The following is a 21963-nucleotide window of genomic DNA, read 5'->3' on the forward strand; positions in this document are numbered from 1 at the left end:
TAAAAGTTATTCAAGTGTTTATGGATAGTTCGACTTGCATAAGTGATGCAAGAGAAGATTGTCTGAAAAGAAAAATTAAAAGAGCTAGTGTTGTCTTTATATTTGACTTTATTAGTGATGGATACTATATATAAAATCAAATAATAACGATGCTATTGAACAATAAAATAATTAGATTGACTCATAATTACAATTTGTGTTAGAATTCAATTAATTTAATTAGTATTTGAATAGAGCGTGTTGAAGAGTAGAGTAGCTTAAGTGAATTTATCAGAGAATATCCTTGTATGTTGAGAGAGGATTTAAAGAAACTAAGTGAAAATGAACTTGGAGCTTCTGAGGTGTGCAAGCAGCTTAGGTGGGAAGTCCCATTATAGACGAAAGTATAAAAATACTTATAAAGGTGGAGGTTGAGAAACTTTCATGAAACAGGGTGGTAACACGGAAAGAATCTGTCCCTTTGGTGATTAACTTAATCGCTAAAGGGATGGGTTTTTTAATTTTTAAAATTCACATAAAATTTATTAAGGAGAATGATATATTATGACGCAAACAATTAATCGTTTTGACCATGTAGGTTCTTACTTAAGACCTGATTACTTATTAGAAGCACGCGAAAAAAATGAAGCAGGTGAAATTACGGATACAGAACTACGAGAAGTAGAGAACAAGGCTATTCTCAACTTAATTAAAAAACAAGAAGAAGTTGGTTTAAAAACAATTACGGACGGTGAATTTCGTCGTGCATCATGGCATTGCGATTTTTTCTGGGGTTTTGATGGAGTAGATAAAATTACAGATGAACCAAATGGATCAAAATTTGAAGGGAAAGTATATGGAATTACTGCTCGCCTCTCAGGAAAAATATCAGGGGAGAATCATCCGTTTATAGAAGATTGGAAGTTTACGCGTGATCATGCTTCTGATGATGTTGATGTTAAATTAACAATTCCAGCTCCAGCGCAATTTGTTCAAGAAGCATTACGTGAGATTAATATTGAAGCGACTAAGAAATACTACGCTTCATTGGAGGATTTAGTTGAAGATACGATTGCATCTTATTCAACTTTTGTGAATGAGGCATATGAAGCAGGACTTAAAACATTACAATTCGACGATTGTACTTGGGGACGAATAATATCTGGAAAAGATCATACAGGAAAACAATATACAGATGAAGAACTTAACGGACATAAAGAGTTATTCTTAAAATTAAACAACGGTGTTATTGAAAATGCACCAGCTGGTTTAACCGTTAATACTCACGTTTGTCGTGGTAACTTTGCTTCTACTTGGTTTGCTTCAGGTGCTTACAATTCGGTAGCAAATCCATTGTTTACGGACGAGAATGTCAATACTTATTACTTAGAGTATGACTCTGATCGTGCGGGTGGTTTTGAACCATTAGCTGAAGTATCAGGAATTAAAAATGTTGTATTAGGTTTAGCCACATCAAAAGATGGTAAATTAGAAGATAAAGAGGCATTGAAAGCTCGTATTAAAGAAGCTGCTGGATTTGTTCCCTTAAATCGTTTAGGCATTTCAACGCAGTGTGGTTTCTCTTCTAACTCAATAGGAAATAACCTATCGGAAGAGGACCAATGGAAGAAAATTAGTTTACTTAAAGAAGTAGCAGAAGAAGTTTGGGGTTAGGATATTCCTTGACTTAAGGAACAGAAATTAAGGCTGAATACATACTGTTTATTATTCGAAGCATGATCGAGACTTTGAAACTGGAACGCGGTTCGCTTGCTATCATGTTCCGCTTTTCGAAACCAAGACATGAATCAGTGTTATTTTAGCTGTGCCCAGCTGCTTCTTTAGCCAAGGTGGTGGTCAATTTCAAAACTTCACTGGCGTTCATGCTAATCCAGCTCAATCGGCTAGATTAACTTCGCCATTTTCTAATAAGAAAGCAAAGCTTGAAGGAAATTATAATAGTTAAGAATTATTTATATTTGCAGCAAAGAACGTTTGAGACGCTCTTTGCGTGGTATAATATCATTACATGAAAAATATTTTTATGCGAAATTTTAATTTCTTTTAATGAAATTTATCCAAACTGGCGTAACATAGGGTTACAAGGATGTATTAGTGGTTGGGGATGCATCGTTTAAATGAGAAAAAATTAAACATTTAGTAATAGTAAGCAAGACTTTAAGTAAATAATATTGATTAGTTAGGTAGCCTTCTCTTAATTGAGAGGGCTACTGTTCATTTTAGGAATAAATCTGATGAAATCAACTTAATAAATTGTACCTCGCAAAACAAAATGCATATTACTACTCTTAAGAGCTTGGTTCTATTAATATGGAAACATAAGGAGAGAGGATAATGAAATTAACTTTTAGCAAAGAAGAAATGGAAAATTATCGTGATACTCATGCCGACAGTTTAGCTACTGTAGGGTATACACAAAAAGTAAAATTGTTGAGAACACAACTACCGACTTATTTCTTACTGATTATTGATAATCAACAAATTACTATGATAGAACAAGATTGGAAACTCAAAGAAAAGGGAATATCTGTTATACATTTGAGTGATATCAATACCTTAACGGTTGATAGAATATTTTTTCAGCATCGGGTTAAAATTAAAACTACGGATAAAGTCTATAAATTGGACGTTCCTCCTTTGAATTTTGGATTTAAAGAATACCAAAATAATTTAATTAATCGCCTTAAAGAAATCTCAAATAATCTCTAATTTATCATTAGCAGACACAAATGTTTTCGTAGCAGTATCATCTTGGCGTTGGGTTAACTAAAACCTATTTCTATTAACAAACTAAAACTAATATTTTATCAAAAAAGTTTGACAATGTTAAAAATCAACGTTATGATTACAATCAATAGTTAATATTTCTAATTTATATATCATAAATGTGATGACGAGAAGAGTAACTACTTAATGACTGAAAAGAGAACCCGGTTGGTGAGAAAGGGGCAGACAAAAAGTAGTGAAGATGAGCTCTGAGCACTTAAAAGGTTCACGCCTTTTAAGCGGCAGCTACCGATAAAAGGCTAGGCATCGATATTAGGTGCTGATAAGGTACAAAGCGTAAGCTCTGTATAAATTTGGGTGGTACCACGATAACATCATCGTCCCTTTGTTAATCTACGGATTGACAGAGGGGCTTTTTTATTTAGAGAAAAAGGAGTTATATAGATGCCAATAAAAATTATTGAAGATATTCCAGTACGTACACAATTACGTGCGGAACAGATTAATACAATTGAAAATTCACGCGCAATGAAACAAGATATTCGTCCACTGCGCATTCTAATTTTGAATTTAATGCCGAAGAAAGAAATTACAGAGTTGCAATTATTACGTCTATTGAGTAATACACCGCTACAAATCGATGTTGATTTCCTTTACACGAGCAGCCATCAAAGTGAAAACACTGCTGTAAAGCATTTGCAGCAGTTTTATAAGGAATTTTCGGATATCAAGAACCAATACTATGACGGTCTGATTATAACAGGTGCGCCAGTTGAACATTTGGATTTTCTCGATATAGATTACATTCATGAATTAGACGATATTATGCGATGGTCACAACAACATGTATTCTCACGATTATTTATTTGTTGGGCTGCCCTTTACGCTTTGAATTTCGACCATAATATTGACAAAATACGGCTCAAAAACAAATTGTTTGGTATCTACCCTTATAAAACACTAGATCCACATCATCCATTATTAAGAGGTTTTGATGATTTTTATAATGTACCACAATCTCGTCATATGAATGTAGATTACGACAAAATAAAAGTCACATCCGAATTGGTGGTGTTAAGTGAACATCCAACATTTGGTCCTGATATCTTAACAACCCTTGATCAAAGAGATGTTTTTATTTTGGGCCATCTAGAATACGATCGCGATACATTAAAGCAAGAATATGACCGTGATGTGCTACAAGGCAAGGTAATCTCATTACCAGAAAATTATTTTCCAAACGATGATCCCGATAGATTACCAAATATCACTTGGAAAAGTCATGGTCATCTACTGTATAACAATTGGTTGAACGAAACTTATCAAAATACGTTATACAATCTCAATCATTTAAGCTTATATTTCAAATAACAAGGAGGCAATTATTTATGGTTCATCTCTCATCTTATTTAGCACAATTAGGCAATCATCAAGACAAGCAAACTGGTTCAATTAGTTTACCGATTCATTTATCGACTACTTACGCTCATCCAGGACTTGGATCAAGCACCGGCTTTGATTATACACGTACTAAAAACCCAACCCGTGCTGTTTTAGAAGAAGGACTAGCAACATTAGAAGGTGGGACACATGCTATTGCGACAAGTTCAGGCATGAGCGCAATTCAACTAGTCTTCCAATTATTTGAACCTGGAAGTGTTTTTCTAGTTTCTCGCGATTTGTATGGTGGTACTTATCGTTATTTCACCGAATTGGAAAGGAAAGGCTATGCCAAATTTTGGTATTACGATACGTTTGACGATTTAGCAAGTCAGTTAACAGCAGAGGTAACTGCTGTATTCGTTGAGACGCCGACTAATCCATTAATGCAAGAAGTAGACTTGAAGGCAGTGGGGCGTCTAGCTCAAACTGCTGGTGCCAAATTGATTGTGGATAATACACTACTGACACCTTTACGTCAGCGTCCATTAGAAGATGGGGCACAGATCGTTGTTCATTCTGGAACTAAATATTTGACCGGCCACAATGATATTTTAGCTGGAGTAGTGGTGACGAATGATGAAGAATTGGGTGAACGTTTATCTTGGTTGGCGAATACAACGGGTCCAACACTATCGCCAGTAGACAGTTGGTTATTTGTGAGAAGTCTTAAAACATTACCTCTAAGAATAGATAGACAAGAAGCAACAGCTATTAAAGTAGCTGCTGCATTAGAAGATTTACCAGAAATTAAAGATGTTTTATTTGTTGGCCGTGGTTCGATGATTAGCATTCGTTTACAATCTGAAGCAAAAGTGGGACCATTCTTAGAGGCATTGACATTGTTTACGTATGCCGAAAGTTTAGGCGGCGTTGAGAGCTTAATTACCTATCCAACTACACAAACTCATGCGGATATACCGAAAGAATTACGAGAATCTTACGGTTTAACGCCTGATTTATTAAGGTTATCAATTGGTTTAGAGGAAGCTGACGATTTAATAAATGATCTTAAACAAGCGGTAAAAGCTTAAGTTGATAAAGTGTAACGTTATTTAAAGATATATCTTGGCTGGAAGTGGTTGGTAAGGAGAAGGCTTTCAATCGGAAAAATAGTTATGCTATAATTGATAAAAATGTAACAAGCAGAAGGAGTGCTTAAATGGATCAAGCAACTTTTATTGAACGCTATTATACAGAACGAACGGGTACAAATTCTCTAAAATGGGATTTAGTAGAAGAACGTTTTCAGAGTAAAGATTTACTTCCTTTATGGGTGGCCGATATGGATTTTAAGGTGGATGATGCGATAACTACTGAGTTTAAAAAGAGAATCGATCATTCAGTTTACGGTTACACGTTTGTCCCTGAGTCTTACTATGAAGCATATAATCATTGGATGACCACTCGCTTTAATTTTCCAATTGAAAAAAACTGGTTAAGATTTACACCGGGTATTGTTCAAGCGCTGTATTATTTTATGCATATTTATACAGAGCCTGCAGATGCAGTGGCTATTTTAACGCCAGTTTACTATCCTTTCCATAATGCAGTGAAGGATACTGGACGTAAATTAGTAACAGTCGAGTTAATAAATGAGGCCAATGAATTTTCAATTGATTTTAAAGCTTTTGAGCAAGCAATTATCGATCAGGAGGTTAAAGTATTTATTCATTGTTCACCGCATAACCCAGCGGGGAGGGTTTGGACAGAAGCAGAACTGATTCGTTTATTCGAAATTTGCCAAAAGCATGATGTCTTAATCATTTCAGACGAAATTCACCAAGATTTTACATATGGTGATGTTCGTCATATACCATCTGCAACCGTAGCAAATGGTCAATACCGAGACATGATTATAACAGCGAATTCAGCGTCTAAATCGTTTAACTTAGCTGCTTTGGCTCATTCAAATATAGTGATTACTAATCCAGTACTTCGTGAACTTTATGACCAATTTGCGAAAACAATGATTCAAACTGAAGCCAACCTCTTCGGAGTGATGGCAACTGAAGCAGCCTATCGTGATGGAGCCGAGTGGCTTGAAACTGTTAAGGCGATTATTTTCAATAATTATGAGACGGCCAAAGCAAAACTAACGGAGTCGTTACCTAATGTAACAATCAGTCCCCTACAAGGAACCTATTTAATGTTTATTAATTTAAATCCAGTCTTGAAAGGCCATAATATCGTAGAGTTTATGCAGACTCGTTGCGGTGTTGCGGTGGATTATGGTGAATGGTTTGGTGAGGGTTATGAAGGTTACATTCGCTTAAATTTAGCGACAAAACCCGAATTCGTTGATCAAGCAATTGATGCCATCATCCGGGAAGCAAAAAAAATATAGTCACAATATAAGAACACCCTCTAACGTATCGCTTGAGCGTAAGAGGGTGTTGTTTATCGATTGAATTATTCTGTTAAAAACGTAAAGTTTGTCAATTCGTCATACGTATAGGTTGTGTCGATTTGGCCTTTAGAAACAGTCCATTCAATAATGTTATCGAACTGGTCCTGTGGAACAGCTTGTGCATATGGATAAGCTACTTCTTTACTATCTAAATATGTACTCATAGCTTCAGGGAACTCATAATTACTTAACACTTCAGCGTAGCTTGCGGCTGAGTTTTCATTCATATAATCGATTGCCTGGTTGTAAGCTTGATAGAAAGCTGAAATATCTTGTGGACGTTCTGCCACAAGGTCAGCCATAAATTGGATTGTACCACCTTTAATACCTGCATCAGCTGAACTACCTAAATTAATTGCGCCTTGAGCAACTAACATACTAGCTTGAGGTTCAGTATAAACTGCTGCATCTACTTGATCATTTAATAAAGCCTCTGACCGTGCCGAAAATGAAGTGATTTCAACAATATTATAAGTGAAATTACCTTCGGTCGCATAAACATCCATAATATATTCTAAAATAAAATTAGGCACTAATGTAATGTCTTTATCTGCTAATTCTTCCATTTCAGTTACACCAGAGTTAGGAGAGGCTAGTACTTTAAAATCTTCCAGAATATCTGACGTAATGACCATGTCGATGCCATTTTGTTTGAAAGTTGCCTCAGTCATTACATCCGCAATTGTAGCATCCAATTCCTTAGCTTGAATTGCAACATTACGATCTGTAGGGGCAGCAAATGTATGAATATCAACATCCAAGCCTAATGTTTCGAAATAGCCATTTTCTTTTGCGATGATAATTGGAATAGCAGATTCAGCAGGAAGAATCCCGACATTCAATGTTACGTCACTAACCAATTCTTCAGCATAAACTGAATGCGTTGAAGGCAGAATACCACCAAGTGCCAATAAAGTTAAACCAGTTAAAATTAGACTTTTTTTCATCAATTAATCTCCTCAATTTACCATAATGTTTTACCATATCCACCCAGGCAAAATACGCAAAAAAACAGTCTTAATTTCTTTCAATATTTGACGAACTTGTTTACAATAGTATTATTGTATTTAAATCCCTATCAAACATAAAATCTGCTATAAAGCATGAGAGGATGCAAGTTTCTCTTCCTTTAACAATTATTTTATGCGCTAATTATAGCACACTATGTGAAAAAGTTACTAATTAAATTTTAGAAAGTGAGTTCGGCATGTACATTCAATTGAAAGATGCTAGTTTTGCTTACAATACTGAAGCAATCTTTAAACAATTAAACCTTAGAATCGAAAAGAATCACACCTATGTTATTCTGGGAAAATCTGGGATTGGTAAGAGTACTTTACTAAGTATACTCAAAGGATTACGTCAATTATCAGAAGGCACCATCCATTACCAAGGAACAAATCAAGATAAAATCGAAATAGTCTTTCAAGATTTGAGGCTGTTTCCTTGGCAAACAGTCAAACAAGCCTTAGAAATGCCACTTATAATAGAAGGCGTAGCCTCAAAAGAACGTCGTTCTCGCATAACAAAATGCGTGGAACAATTTAACTTAACTGACTTAGCTACACGATACCCCAATCAGTTGAGTGGGGGACAAAAACAAAGAGTAGCGATGGCTCGTGGCCTAGTAACTCAACCGGATTTTTTGTTGTTAGACGAACCAACTTCTTTGCTCGACCAAGATACGAAAGAACATGTGCAAGATACAATCTTGCAAGCACAAAGACGTTATCGAAATGGCCTGGTTATTGTGACCCACGACACAGAAGAGGCGGCTTACTTAGGTGAAACGATATTAGTTGTTGAGTCTGAGACGTTAACGTTGATAGATAACCCAATTTTTCATTTAGAAAAACGCCGTGATCATTTAGCTTTTTATGAATTTTCTCTAGAATTAAAGCAAAGATTAAAAAAGGGGGAAAGGAATGAAAAGAATTAGTCAATTTTTGGGTGGCTTCGTTTCCTTAATCATTCTCTGGTGGCTGATGAGTTATTTATTAGATAACCGCAGTCTACCGACCCCTTGGCTAACATTTGAGCGCATGACAGAATTTGGATTCGATATGTGGCGCCATACTGCAGCAAGTGCACTGAGAATTCTAACCGCCTTAAGTTTAGCATTAGTGTTTGGAGTACCTTTAGGTATCTTATGGGGTGTTTCAAATTATTTTAACAGATTATTTGGTCCACTTATTTATTTATTATACCCGATACCCAAAGTGGCCTTTTTACCAATCTTTATGATTTTCTGGGGCTTAGGTAACACATCTAAAATCATGTTAATTTTCTCTGTCATTATTATTCAAGTCATCGTGTCGATTAGAGACGCCGTTCAAAGCATCCCGCCTAATTATTTCGAATTGATGGCAAACTATAAGAGCAATTTTAAACATCAATTGCGATTTTTAATTATACCTGCAATCTTACCTGCAATCATTTCAAGTTTACGTGTTAGTATTGGCATCGGCTTAGCTTCGTTGTTTTTTGCAGAAAACTACAGCACTAGATATGGCCTAGGTTATTTAATTCTGAGTGCGTGGTCGAAAATGGACTACCCGCAGATGCTAGCTGGCATTTTGTTGATTTCGTTACTAGGTTATTTATTTTTCCAGTCGTTAGATATATTGGAGATGAAACTTAAGCATTAATCAAATATGGTATAAAACAAATAAAGCATTGTAATACGTTCAAATTCATATTATAATATTCTTTGTATCTTAACAGAATTTTCATAAATATATGATAAAATTTAAAAATTAGGATGAGAATAAGGAGGATTATAACAAGTGAAGAGATTTGCGAAACCAATTTCTGTTGGATTAGCTGCTATTGGTATTATTTATTTATTGGGCTTTCTTTTTTATAGCACGCGCTTCCAAGCTAATTCGCTATACGCAGGCAGTGATATTAGTCATTTAACTATCGAACGTGCTAAAGAACAATTAGAATCAGACTTCGAGAATAACAAGGTTCAATTGCTCGAAAATGGTAACATTGTGGGTGAGTTAGCCCTAGGACAAATTTATTCAGACTTTGATCCTGCGGCAGACCTAGAAACAGCATTGTCCGAACAAAACGCTGGTTTATGGTTGGGTGGACTATTCAATAATCAGCCAATCAAAGGTAGAAATTTGAATGAAGTTTCAGTCGATGAAGCAAAAATAGCAACTGTATTAGAAACGATTGGTATTGATAACTCAAATCGCAGCGAGACTCAAAATGCTAGCCTTAATTACACAGAAGAAACCGGCTTTACGATTCAAGAAGAAGCAGTTGGCACCCAAATTAATCTCGCAGCATTGAGTCAAGCAATTATTGAAGCTTTAAGTCATAATGAAGCGAGTATCGAATTAAGCGATTATTATTATCAACCAACAGTGACTGCAGAAGATGAAAGTATTGTTACTAAATGGCAACAAGTGAAACGCCTGTCTGATACTAAAATAACTTATACAATGTCAGGTCAGGAAGTGACGATACCTGCTGTCGAAATTGAGAAATGGATATTCTTCAATAGTAATGGCGATGCTTACTTGGATGAAGCAAGTGTCCAAGCTTATGTAGCTGAATTAGATGCTCAATATGCATCCTTATATCAACCCCGACAGTTTCAGTCAACGCTACAAGGTGTTGTGACCATCGATCCACAAATTTATGGTTGGACCTTTGATTATGAAGCAGAGACGGCAGCGTTGATTTCTGAAGTTTATGCGGGTGAAGACGTTAAACGTCAGCCACATTATAAAGGAAATATTTTTAATAATGATATTACCCAAGCAGATGATATCGGTAATACCCATGTCGAAATTGATTTGAATTTCCAAATGTTATACGTTTATATTGACGGTGAAATGATGTTATCTACACAAGTAGTAACAGGTTTACCACCATTGATGGAAACAATTCCTGGCGCTTGGCATATTCTTTATAAAGAAAGAGATGCGACGCTAGAGGGCTTTAATATTCAAGTTGAAAAAGAATACTCAACCCCTGTAGAATATTGGATTCCGTTTGATTGGGAAGGAATGGGAATGCATGATGCTTGGTGGCAATCAACCTTTGGCGGGAATGTTTGGACCTATGCAGGGTCAAACGGCTGTATCAATATCCCTGTTGATGTTATGCCGAAATTGTTTGATTTAGTCGAAACGGGTATGCCAGTTATTATTTTCTAAAACAAACTAAAAGCTAGGGTTTAAACCTTAGCTTTTAGTTTGAAATATATTGTAAGCGCTTCATGTGTTTTTATGTTTGAATAAGTTATAATAATAATGCCAATTGTTTTTAAAATCTAAAAGAAAGTAGGAATGTGAATGAAGCAATCAGAAATTTTGGAAGCTGCTCAATATGTCTATCATGGAGAAAAGTATAAGCACGAAATTGTAAAGTTAACCGCCGACAAATGGCCGAATTTAACAGTCGAAGAGGCTTATCAAATTCAAAAAGAAGTGCTAAAATTAAGAGAAGCGGATGGGCATACAATTTATGCGCCTAAAATGGGCTTGGCGTCTAAGGCTAAATGGGAACAAATGGGCGTTGATTCACCAATTGTTGGCTACGTATTCAAGGACATGTTGGAGGAAAACTTTATTGTCAAAGTTTCAGATTACATTCATCCCAAAATAGAACCAGAAATCTCCTTCGTGATGAAAAATGAAATTTCAGGCGATGTAACGATAGAAGAAGTGCTTGAGAATACGGACTACATTTTAAGTAGTGCCGAAGTGATTGATAGTCGCTATCTAAATTTTGACTTCACTTTAACCGATGTCATTGCTGATAATACTTCAGCTAGCGGGGCAGTTTTCGGCGTTGAAAAATATCCTGTTGAGCAATTAGACTTAGTGACTGAAAAAGCCGTCTTTAAATTGAATGGTGATGTGGTCGTTGAAGGAACAGGTGAAGCAGTATTAGGCCATCCAGCATTGGCTATCGTGGAGTTAGCGAAACATTTAGCTAAAGAAGGTAAAACAGTTCCGACAGGTGTTCCTATTATGACCGGTGGTATGACATCAGCTGTCTTAATTAAACCCGGTGACGAGGTAGAAATTAGTTATACGAATTTAGAAACAATTAAAATTAAAGTTGAAAAATAGGAGATGTATTTATGCCATATGTAAGAATCCAACTAAAATCAGGTCGTACAGAAGAACAAAAAGCAAAATTAGCCAAAGAAATCATTGATTTGATGGAAGAAACAGACTTCGCTAAACGTGATGCGATTCGCGTGATTTTCGAAGACATGTTGCCACATGATTTGTATTCTGGCGCTGAAATTTAAAGCAGTTAAGTATAAAGCAGGTACTTCTAAAAAGAGGTGCCTGCTTTTTGCATGTTGATAGCATAAGTAATTGTGAGTTCAGGTAATTATGATTGCAGTTGTGCTTCGCTTAGAGTGTTGGCTTTCCAAGGCGGTGGTCGCTCTCAAAGCCTCATTGATGTTCGTGCTTTACCAGCTCAATCGACTAGGCTCTGATTACTTCGCTTCGTTCAAACTCAAAGCAGCTGCGCCGATTGTCCTATGTACCGCTTTGAAAAACATCACTCTATGCTTCGCGAGGTAGTTAAAATAGAAAATTAGCAAATAAGTTTGAGATTTTTTTTGCATAGCTAGTCGTTCCATTTCAATGTTTAAACTCGCGGGTTGAGTTTGAACATTGAGGGCTTCAATCATCAAACTCGGAGACTGAGTTTAAACATTGAACGGAAAACATCACCTCTGAGGTGATACCTAACTCTTCTTTTTGTCTATAAACTTGATTTTTCGTCAGTTTTAGTAGCTAAATCAACCGAAATTCATTTCAATGTTCAAACTCGCGGGTTGAGTTTGAACATTGAGGGCTTTAATCATCAAACTCAGAGTCTGAGTTAACACATTGAACGGAAAACATCACCTCTGAGGTGATACCTAACTCTTCTTTTTGTCTATAAACTTGATTTTTCGTCAGTTTTAGTGGCTAAATTAACCGAAATCCATTTCAATGTTTAAACTCGCGGTTCGAGTTTGAACATTGAGGGCTTCAATCATTAAACTCGGAGACTGAGTTTAAACATTGAACGGACTTAAATAGAATACCCCAATTTAACAATAAGCAAAAAAATAACGGGACAGCTCATTGCTAATCCCGTTATATTTTATATCAGTAATAATTATTCTTCAGAGCTAGACTCATCATCTCGTGCTTCATCATCAGAACTTTCTTTAGATGAACTACTTCTTGATGAACTTTCTTTTTCAGAACTCGACTCAGAACTATCCTCTTTACTCTCTTCGCTTTCTTCAGAACTTTCCTCGACTTGCTCGCTTTCTTCAGTTTCAGCACTTAATGGAGCAAAGATGACACCACCAATCATAGCATAGCCAGAGGTTCCAATTGGTTGTGTCTCATAATCATCTGGACCTTCATGAATAATTAATGAAGTACCATTTTCAGTGCGTAAAGTGTAAGGTGCATCTGGATCTAATGATACATTGGAAACAACTAGGACAATGTCCACTTTCCCGTCTTTACCGACTACCAAGTTAGGGAAGTCACCTAAGTGAGGTCCACCCTCAGCATAAATACCATGATCGGCACCTGTGGGATTGAAGTGACCGAGAGCATCCATGAAAGTAGGGGGAGTAGCTTGACCATATTCATGGATATGGAAGCCATATTCACCTTCCTCTAAACCTTCAAGTTCTAAGGTCAAAATCACACCATTAGCCGCTTCTTCAAAAGTAGCCGTTCCCATACTGTCGCCGTCTTTGTTAATCATGTCGACTACTACAGGTTCAATCTTATCTTCTGCAACTTCAGTCGATTCACTGTCATCACTTTCATTGGCTTCTTCTTCAGAACTAGTTTCCGCGTCATCACTCTCGCTGGCTTCTTCTTCAGAACTAGTTTCCGCGTCATCACTTTCGCTAGTTTCTTCCTCAGAACTAGTTTCCGCATCATCACTAGTTTCGGATTCAGAACTTTCGGATTTAGTTTCTTCAGATGTTTCAGTCGTATCTTCAACTTCTTCTTCTTCTTCTATAACTTCCTCGGGTACATCACTTTCATCGATTGTAATTTGTGTCTCGGCAACATCAGTATTCACTGATGAAGTAGCAGGTTCCTCATTGTTGGCACAAGCAACTAAAAGTAGGGCAGCGCTAGAAAGCAACATAATTTTCAAGTTTTTCTTCATAGGCAAGGACTCCTTTTCTTATATTAAGTTCATCTTACCAAAATACGAAAACGCATTCAATGAATTGAACACAGTCAAAGATTGAATAATCAATAGCTGGTATGTTGTGGAAAGGGTTAGAGATTTGGTATACTAGGAAGGAATTTGAAAAAAGTGAGGCATACATATATGAAAGAAGTTCGCATTGCGCGTATCGTTAATACATTTGGAGTACGTGGCCAAATTAAAGTAATTTCAGAAACTGACTTTGAAGAAGAAAGATTTAAAGTAGGACAAAAAGTTAGCGTTGTAAAAGATGATCAATTATTAGATGAAGTAACCATCGCATCTTCTCAATTACATAAAGGTACTTACATAATGGGATTTGAAGAATACCATAACATCAACCAAATTGAACATTTCAAGGGTGGTTGGTTAGTGATTGATGGAAAAGAACAACAAGCATTACCTGAGGATGAATTTTATCAACATCAGATTGTAGGTTTAGATGTAGTAACAACTGAAGGAAAAGATTTGGGGACAATCAAAGAAATTCTAAGTTTAGGTTCAAACGATGTCTGGGTAGTGAAGCGTCGTGAAGCTAAGAAAAAGGACGCTTTAATTCCTTATATTGAAGATGTGGTAAAAGAAGTTGATTTAACTAAAGGTGAAGTGTTGGTTGAATTAATGGAAGGATTGATTGACGATGAAGATTGATGTGTTGACCCTCTTTCCTGATATGTTTGGTCCAATGAACCAATCTTTAATGGGATCAGCTCAAGAGAAGGGCATCATTGAATTTCAAACGCATGATTTCCGTCAGTTTGCGGTGAATAAACACGGTCATGTTGATGATTATCCATATGGCGGAGGCGCGGGTATGTTGTTACAAGTACAGCCAATTGTTCAAACACTCGAATCGATTCAACCAGCAGAAGATGCCCGTATTATTTTAATGGATCCTACAGGTGTGCCTTTTTCTCAAGAAATTGCTCAAGAGTGGTCATCTGCTTCACAATTAGTGTTTATTTGTGGTCATTATGAAGGGTTTGACGAGAGAGTCCGTAGTTATGTGACGGATGAAGTTTCTTTAGGTGATTATGTTTTAACAAATGGTGAGTTACCAACGATGGTGATGGTTGATGCGACGGTGCGTTTAATACCTGAAGTAGTTGGTAATGCAGATTCAATTGTCAATGAATCCCACCAGAATAATCTATTAGAGCAGCCCCAATATACACGACCACGTGAATTTCGTGGTCAAGAAGTTCCTGAAGTTCTTTTAAGTGGACATCATGAGAATATAGAAATTTGGAAACGACGTGAAGCAATTCGTAGAACTTGGGAGCGTCGACCAGACTTATTGGAAAAGGCTGATTTGGCTCCAGAAGAGCTACAATGGTTAGAATCTATCAAAAAAGAAACATCAGAATAAATTAATAAGTATTTTGAAAAAATCAAGTAAAAAACCTTTACAAGTAAAAATATTCTAGTATAATAGTAAAAGTGGTCGAGAGACCCTTAATTAACGATATTCCGCTAAATAGGCAGATCTATTTAAGAATGTTTGTTGAAAGGAGAAAAAAACATGAGTAAATTAATTGATCAAATTACTTCAGCTCAGTTACGTAACGATGTTCCTGATTTCCGCCCTGGAGATACAGTTCGTGTACACGCAATGATCGTGGAAGGCGAACGTGAACGTATCCAATTATTCGAAGGTTTAGTAATTAAACGTCGTGGTGCTGGTATCAGCGAATCTTATACTGTTCGTAAAATTTCTAACGGCGTAGGTGTAGAACGTACATTCCCTGTACATACTCCACGTGTTGCTAAATTAGAAGTTGTACGTAAAGGTAAAGTACGTCGTGCTAAATTATACTACATTCGTGCTCTTTCTGGTAAAGCTGCTAGAATTAAAGAACGCGGAAGATAATTATCTCAAGAAAAACAAGCTAGAAAACCGTCACAAGCGGATTCTGGCTTGTTCTTTTTTTTATTTGAATACGCTTTTGAATACCATTTTGAATACCAAAATAGATAGGAAATGCTCTCTTGAGCTGATCCTAGCTTTTTTGTTTACGTTAAAATATATTTTTGAACCTAATGATTAACAAAGGATCGTGATTCACCTGGCCTAGGGAATCGCGATTTTGTGGTTTTATATAAACGCTATTTCCATTTGGATTAGAAGAATATTTTTATGGAGCTAAAAGAGGGTGTAAATTAAATTGTAATAAGGGGCTAAAAAACTTACGACTTCTCAAGTAATAAATCAATTTATCTCATCCTCACAGTCAGCACCCAACACGTCACTTCAACCTCTAAACAAGCACTATATAAGCATAAACAGCAATATCTTGCGTGAATAACAGCTGTTGGCAGGACATTTGATACAATAAACAATCTGGACAAGAGCATTCAATTTCGCTTAAAGTTAATGTTCATTTTGATAAATTCCTACGACAATCCAAATTAAATGATAATATATTTATAATGTGAATAACAAATGAAATCAATATGCTACTTTCCCACCAAATACCTTTATATATATCCGTATGTTATGTTAAAATTGTTATATATATTTAACAAAATTAAACGACTGTTGTGAAGGAAGGGATGATGCCTTTGGAGAATTTAGGAGAAGTGATAGAACAAATACGGAGCAACCGAAATATTACGATAGACTCCTTATGCGAAGGGATAATGTCACACTCAACTTATCATCGCTTTGTGAGAGGAAAGAGCAACATCGCCTCTGATTCATTTGTAAAATTAGTTGGCCGTTTACATATGACGCTAGCGATGTTTTTACAAGATTATCAAGGTTTTTTTAAACTTAAACACGACTATGCGATTTTAAATCATGCAAAGTATAGTCGCGAAGTTAAATTAATTCAGGATCTAATTAGTGAGTATCAAACTAAAGAAAAAACAAGTAGGCTGTCTGTTTTTGAGGAGAGATTTCTGAAAGTCGCACGAGCATTGAATAAAGGAATGGCTAATAAAGGCAATAAAACGAAATTATCATTAGAAATTATCAAAGAATTTACTGCGATACATACTTTTTCGGATAATGATTACTTTGCTTTTGTACTCTTACTTGACTTCATATCACTGGAAGAAGCAGAAAAAATCATTGCACCTCAATTGCAAAATATGAATCTAAAAAAAGAAATCGTACGTATGGAGACATTTTATTTTCTTGCAGGCGCTATGTATGTCAAAGCACTACTAGCAAATAAAGATGCTTTAGCAAGCACTTATTATTCAATCATAATTGATCATAATCTTGATGCGACAGATTTGGGCTGGAAACTTCAACGAGAAAAGTATATGAATTTTCATCTATATTTCTCAGGAGATAGACAAACCGCGATCGAAAACTTGGAGAACTTGAGAGAATTCTATCTAGATTTATACTTAGAAATAGACGCTCGAGACTTAACTAGAATTTGTCACAAGCTAGGCATCCATCTCAAGAGTGAGGGGGAGCTTTATGCTTAAAGATTATCGGAGTCTTATTGAAGAATATCGCAAGAAAAATGGTTTATCCATGCAGGAGATTTGTGGCGACTATATTTCACATTCATCTTATTCAAGATTTATTAAAAAAAATCAAACGCTCTCAGCAGATAAATTAATCTATATGATCGATAGATTAGACTTGAATTTTAGAGAAGTAGGTCTATTTGATCAGGTTATTTTTCTGACCAACGAGGATAAAGTACGGATGGCAAGAGTGTTGGACTCAGGCGATCTGCAAGCAATGGCTGATTTAGCCGACGAATTTAGTTCAGTATCCAAACGAGAATATGACACCCATGGCATGATGGCAATTCGAATTAGACTGAAAATCGGTGGTGAAATTGCATCACAACAGGTAAAGAAATTGTATGATTATTTGTCTAAAGTTGAACAATGGGACTATAAAGAAATGTATTTATTTACATTTATCATCGATAAAGTTGAAAGTTCGATCATACAAATGGTCGTCAAGCGTGTTTACAATAGGGCTGCGGATTCATTATATTTGGAACGCAATCTTAATTTAACTATCCTTTTAGACGAGGCTCACTTTGAGTTTTTAAGAAGGGGTGAGTTTGAACAAGCTCAACAAGTGTTGCAGCAATTAAGTGATTTAGTTATAAATAAAAGCTTTCAAACAGTATTTGGGCTCTATTCAATTAGTCAAGCTCTTCATCAAAATCTTGTACAGACTAATCCAGAGAATTTTAACAAAATAGGTCGTCTCTATCGAAATCTTATAAAAGTTCAATCGGATTTTTTAGCGATTCGACTAAAAAATCGCTATGATGAATTGAAAACAATCCACGACTTAACTGAAATAGAATGGTAATTAATTCAAGTAATAGGGCTATTGGGAGAGATTCCAGTGGCTCTTTTTTGATATATAAGTGATTGTGCGTTTACGCAATGTTTTCTGACAAAGTGAATACTTTCGACTATTATATATAATGATTGATTAAATGTTTGTATGAACGAATATTTATGAGAATCGTGATGTTGTGATGCTTAATAAAAGTCAGCGATGTATTAAAAGAAAGAGTTTTAAATATAACAGATTAATTCGGAGGGATAAAATGTTTCAGACACGTAGAGAATATCATAATGCATTACGAGGAAAAAAAATAATGAAAAAAGTTAAGGGCAAATGGGTGGCAGCTCTTGCAACTGGTTTACTTTTAGGACCAGTCTTAACTGATGTAACTCAAGAAGTTTCAGCTCAAGCAAATGAGGACATAACGATTGAACTCATATTAGAGAAAGAAGCGATAATCGAACGTTTAGAATCAGTGCTCGAAGATGACCATTTATTTGTAGTTAATACAGATGATACTATTGAAGCTATTTTTACTTTAATTAAAGAATACGATTACAAATTTGACGAAACTAACGAAGAAGATCAAGAATTAGTAGAGTTTTTAGAGAATTTTGAAATTGAAGATTTTATTCGTATTAATTCATTGGACGAAGGCGTAGAAACCGTCGAAGATATTGAAAACATTGAATTAGAAGTAGGACAATTATTAGAAGTGCGTTTAGAAGTTTTAAAACATGCTTTTGAGAATGACTTTAAAATTGATTTTTCCGATGAAGTACTTGAATTAACTTTTGATGTAGAAGAAATGATTGAATTTGTCGAAAATCAAAACAAAGTTGTTTCAGAAGCACCAGAGACACCAGAAAATTTAAATCAAAATAATACAGTTAATAGACCAGAAGTACCGATAACGCCTGTAGTGCCAGAAGTACCTGTTGTACCAGAAACTCCAGAAGTACCTGAGCTACCAGAAACACCAGAAACACCAGAAACACCAGAAGTACCTGAAACACCTGAGGTGCCTGAAGTACCAGAAACACCAGAAGTACCTGAAACACCTGAGGTGCCTGAAGTACCAGAAGTACCGGAAGTGCCAGAAATACCTGAGCTGCCTGAAGAGCCTGAAACACCAGAAGTACCTGAGGATGAGATTGTTAGAGAACATTCAGTAGGTGAAGTTCTTGAAACAATCCAATCTGAAGAAGACATTTTCGGTGGTAAAGAAGGAGAAGAAGTAACAGAAGTAGCTGGTGACATTTATTACAAATCTGAGTCGAGAATAGAGTTAAGCCGTGACGAGGTTGCTGAAGTAGTTGAAACAGAAACGTATACAGAAAAATATACTGAACAAGTACCAGTTATGGAAATAGTTGAGAAGAAAGTTCAAAATGGCGTAGACGAAAATGGAGAACCAATTTTTGACATTGAGTTTGAACTTGAGCCAACAGGCGAAATGAAGGATGTTGAAAAGGAAAGAGAGAGCACTCGCGAGAATGTTATTAAACCAGCATCAGTAACGGTAGTTAGTGAAACAACTGAGTTATATGGTATTCCATTTGACGTTATCAAAATTTACGATAATACATTAGACTCAGGTTATGAAGAAGTTGAGCAAGAAGGAATTGAAGGCGAACTTTCTAAAGCTTATACAACTACTTTGGTTGATGATGTGGTTGCTAATGTAAGTGAAATTACAGAAAATAAATTAACTGCTCCTACTGATAAAATTATTAGAGTTGGTACAAAAGAAGTTATTGGTAAGAAACAAGTAATTTTGCAAAGCCAAGTTATTACAAGAGGCCTTATCAAACGTTATGATGCAGAGTTATATGAAGATGAGGGAGACTTTATTCAAGGGCAAGATGGTTTCAATAATAAAACGATTAAAAGAGTACAACTGGGAGAAAATATTACTAATAGTGTTTTAGAAGAAGATACTCAGGAAGCAATTCATGATATCGAAATCGTTGGAACTAAGCCAATCGTAACGACTGAAACAAAAATTCTAGATCGAGTAATTGAATTTGAAACTGAATATAAAGAGTATCCAGGTGATGATAAATCCGAAACTGTTATTCAACAAGGTCAAACTGGTCTAGCGCGAGACACTTATCTAGTTACATATCACAAAGGTGTAGAAGCTAACCGAGAGTTGATTTCAAGTGAAACAATACAAGAACCAGTTAAAGAAGTGATTCAAATTGGAAAAATTGGTACAGAAGTTGTTAGGAAAGAACTACATACTGAGAATGAAGTTCTTAAAATTGAAACAGAATATATCATAAATTATGATTCTACAAGCGCAACACCAATAGTCTTAAACCAAGGAAAACACACTGTGTTAAACAAAGTTTATGAAATTTCATATAATAATATTGACAGTGTACTTTCTAAGCAATTAATTGGTTCTGAAACTATAGTTTACGGTGAAACGAGAGTGGTGGAATTAAGTCCGTTGTTACTAGAAAAACAAATAGAATCACTCGAATACAGCAACGGCACCGTAAATATTTTTGGTTCTCGCATTCAGCCAGATTCAGTACTAACAGTTGGTCAAGCTGAAAATTATCTTTCAAACTTCATAACAATTGTAGATGATCCCAATTTGGCAGTTGGAGAGTTCAGAGTTGTTGAAAAAGGAACATTAGGTAGAACGGTAGATACATATGAGAGAATTTATTATAAAGATGTGCTTATCGGAGAAAACTTTGTGAGTACAGACCAGATCTCTAAACCTACAAAACATGTAGTCGCTTTTGGCAGTAACACGGATAAAGTATCGAATGATTTTGTTGATTCAGATAATATTGAATGGATAACTTATCGTTTTGAACACGGAGTATCGGATGATGAAGCAAATGTTATTACTGAAGTGAAAATTCCCAATCTAAATAAATATTTCAAAGATAATTCAAAAAAATTCAGTTTAATTGAATTTGATAGACAACAAATTAATGCAATATTAGAAATTATCTCTGGTGAAAGTTCGACTTATAGTTTAGACAATGATTTTTATTATAGTAGTGAACAAAATCAGAAACCAGATGCTAGAAAGCGTATTAAAGGAGAATATTTATATTCTTTACTTACAAAACAACAATTTTATGTAATTCAATTTATGATTGATAATATAAATACTGAAACTTTTTCGGGTGAACTACATGATAACAATAAAATTACATTTAACGAAAAAGATTATGAATTTGAAGTAATCCCTACTGAAGGCTCAATATTGTGGCACAATATAAAATCGGGAAATATTTACGAACCGTATATTTATAATGATGGCTTTATTCCAGAAGAAAAACTCTTAAATAGTATTTTAGAAAAAAATGATTTGATAGAAGTCTTTGAGGTGATTCAAGAAGATATAATTCAAGCGGGATACATCGGGAAATTAGATATGTCAAGATTTTCGGAAGAATTAAATGAGTTCTTTGAAGGAGAAAATGGAATCTTAAAACGAATTTACCATGTTACTAAAACAAATGGCGTTGTTACAGATAAAAAATTATTTAACTACGACCTGAAACAAAGTACACCTACAATATCAAATGTTGGTGCTCGTGAAGGTGTTTATTGGAAATACTAATCACATAAAATGAATACAAACAATGTGACTCAGAAAATTACGGAGCGGTTTGTTGCTAAGGTCTATGGTATGAGTAAAAATCGAATCATATAAACACAAAAAGAGGTTCTAAAATTTTGAGTGTTGGTGAGGAAATCCTCACTGACACTCTTTTTAATTTTTTGTACAAAAAAAGCCAGTGATTTCCTTTATAATATAGTCACCACAACCATCAAAAGGAGAATTCACTTGGCATATATACATAGTATCGCAAAATTGTTCGAAATTAAAGACCCAAATATTGTATTAGAGGAT

18 protein-coding genes and 1 other annotated feature are annotated in these 21963 nt (G+C 35.4%); of the genes, 16 read left to right on the forward strand and 2 right to left on the reverse strand.

Annotation, left to right across the window (positions count from 1 at the left end; translation table 11 throughout):
* Positions 1-543: 543 nt before the first annotated feature.
* The 5 genes from GF867_RS10860 (at position 544) to GF867_RS10880 (ending at position 6514) form a co-directional block, all read left to right on the forward strand.
* Positions 544-1653: a 5-methyltetrahydropteroyltriglutamate--homocysteine S-methyltransferase gene (locus GF867_RS10860; protein ID WP_153833134.1), complete on the forward strand. Its 1110-nt coding sequence runs from the start codon at positions 544-546 to the stop codon at positions 1651-1653.
* Positions 1654-2334: 681 nt separating this feature from the next.
* Positions 2335-2709 carry a hypothetical protein gene (locus GF867_RS10865; RefSeq protein ID WP_153833135.1) on the forward strand — a complete coding sequence of 125 codons (375 nt, stop codon included), beginning with the start codon at positions 2335-2337 and terminating at the stop codon, positions 2707-2709.
* Between the two features lie 172 nt (positions 2710-2881).
* Positions 2882-3115, forward strand: a binding site (T-box leader).
* A gap of 56 nt (positions 3116-3171) precedes the next feature.
* Positions 3172-4098, forward strand: coding sequence for a homoserine O-succinyltransferase (locus tag GF867_RS10870; protein WP_153833136.1), 927 nt, complete (start codon positions 3172-3174; stop codon positions 4096-4098).
* 17 nt (positions 4099-4115) lie between these two features.
* Entirely contained in the window at positions 4116-5201 is a 1086-nt protein-coding gene (locus GF867_RS10875) for a PLP-dependent transferase (RefSeq protein WP_153833137.1), read from the forward strand.
* A gap of 128 nt (positions 5202-5329) precedes the next feature.
* A complete protein-coding gene (locus tag GF867_RS10880) occupies positions 5330-6514 on the forward strand; it encodes a MalY/PatB family protein (RefSeq protein WP_153833138.1) in 1185 nt (394 codons plus the stop codon).
* Positions 6515-6579: 65 nt separating this feature from the next.
* Here GF867_RS10880 and GF867_RS10885 read toward each other — a convergent pair whose 3' ends face one another.
* Positions 6580-7524, reverse strand: coding sequence for an ABC transporter substrate-binding protein (locus tag GF867_RS10885; protein ID WP_153833139.1), 945 nt, complete (start codon positions 7522-7524; stop codon positions 6580-6582).
* Between the two features lie 260 nt (positions 7525-7784).
* Between GF867_RS10885 and GF867_RS10890 the strand changes: the two genes are divergently transcribed.
* From GF867_RS10890 to GF867_RS10910, 5 genes are all read left to right on the forward strand, one after another.
* Positions 7785-8516, forward strand: a complete 732-nt coding sequence (locus tag GF867_RS10890; RefSeq protein ID WP_153833140.1) for an ABC transporter ATP-binding protein — start codon at positions 7785-7787, stop codon at positions 8514-8516.
* The gene (locus GF867_RS10895) at positions 8503-9225 is read left to right on the forward strand and encodes an ABC transporter permease (protein WP_153833141.1); all 723 of its coding nucleotides are present in this window, start codon (positions 8503-8505) and stop codon (positions 9223-9225) included. The genes GF867_RS10890 and GF867_RS10895 overlap by 14 nt, the downstream gene beginning before the upstream one ends.
* A gap of 138 nt (positions 9226-9363) precedes the next feature.
* Positions 9364-10752, forward strand: a complete 1389-nt coding sequence (locus GF867_RS10900; protein ID WP_153833142.1) for a L,D-transpeptidase family protein — start codon at positions 9364-9366, stop codon at positions 10750-10752.
* A 138-nt stretch (positions 10753-10890) separates the two neighbouring features.
* Positions 10891-11673 (forward strand): 2-keto-4-pentenoate hydratase, encoded by a 783-nt coding sequence (locus GF867_RS10905; protein ID WP_153833143.1) that lies wholly within the window; start codon positions 10891-10893, stop codon positions 11671-11673.
* Positions 11674-11684: 11 nt separating this feature from the next.
* Positions 11685-11858 (forward strand): tautomerase family protein, encoded by a 174-nt coding sequence (locus GF867_RS10910; protein WP_153833144.1) that lies wholly within the window; start codon positions 11685-11687, stop codon positions 11856-11858.
* 869 nt (positions 11859-12727) lie between these two features.
* Here the strand turns inward: GF867_RS10910 and GF867_RS10915 are convergent.
* Positions 12728-13753 (reverse strand): superoxide dismutase family protein, encoded by a 1026-nt coding sequence (locus GF867_RS10915; RefSeq protein WP_153833145.1) that lies wholly within the window; start codon positions 13751-13753, stop codon positions 12728-12730.
* A gap of 168 nt (positions 13754-13921) precedes the next feature.
* Here GF867_RS10915 and rimM point away from each other — a divergent pair, with 168 nt between their 5' ends.
* From rimM to GF867_RS10945, 6 genes are all read left to right on the forward strand, one after another.
* Complete coding sequence (gene rimM, locus GF867_RS10920) at positions 13922-14449, forward strand: ribosome maturation factor RimM (RefSeq protein ID WP_153833146.1); 528 nt, start codon at positions 13922-13924, stop codon at positions 14447-14449.
* A complete protein-coding gene (trmD, locus tag GF867_RS10925) occupies positions 14439-15167 on the forward strand; it encodes a tRNA (guanosine(37)-N1)-methyltransferase TrmD (RefSeq protein WP_153833147.1) in 729 nt (242 codons plus the stop codon). The genes rimM and trmD overlap by 11 nt, the downstream gene beginning before the upstream one ends.
* 153 nt (positions 15168-15320) lie before the next feature.
* Positions 15321-15668 carry a 50S ribosomal protein L19 gene (gene rplS, locus GF867_RS10930; RefSeq protein WP_153833148.1) on the forward strand — a complete coding sequence of 116 codons (348 nt, stop codon included), beginning with the start codon at positions 15321-15323 and terminating at the stop codon, positions 15666-15668.
* A gap of 692 nt (positions 15669-16360) precedes the next feature.
* On the forward strand, positions 16361-17239 hold the full coding sequence (locus GF867_RS10935) for a helix-turn-helix domain-containing protein (RefSeq protein WP_153833149.1): 879 nt from the start codon (positions 16361-16363) through the stop codon (positions 17237-17239).
* Entirely contained in the window at positions 17232-18092 is an 861-nt protein-coding gene (locus GF867_RS10940; protein WP_153833150.1) for an Rgg/GadR/MutR family transcriptional regulator, read from the forward strand. The genes GF867_RS10935 and GF867_RS10940 overlap by 8 nt, the downstream gene beginning before the upstream one ends.
* Positions 18093-18387: 295 nt before the next feature.
* Complete coding sequence (locus GF867_RS10945) at positions 18388-21669, forward strand: G5 domain-containing protein (protein WP_153833151.1); 3282 nt, start codon at positions 18388-18390, stop codon at positions 21667-21669.
* Positions 21670-21963: the final 294 nt, after the last annotated feature.

Origin of the sequence: Fundicoccus ignavus (assembly GCF_009659375.1) — a bacterium.
Lineage (GTDB): Bacteria > Bacillota > Bacilli > Lactobacillales > Aerococcaceae > Fundicoccus > Fundicoccus ignavus.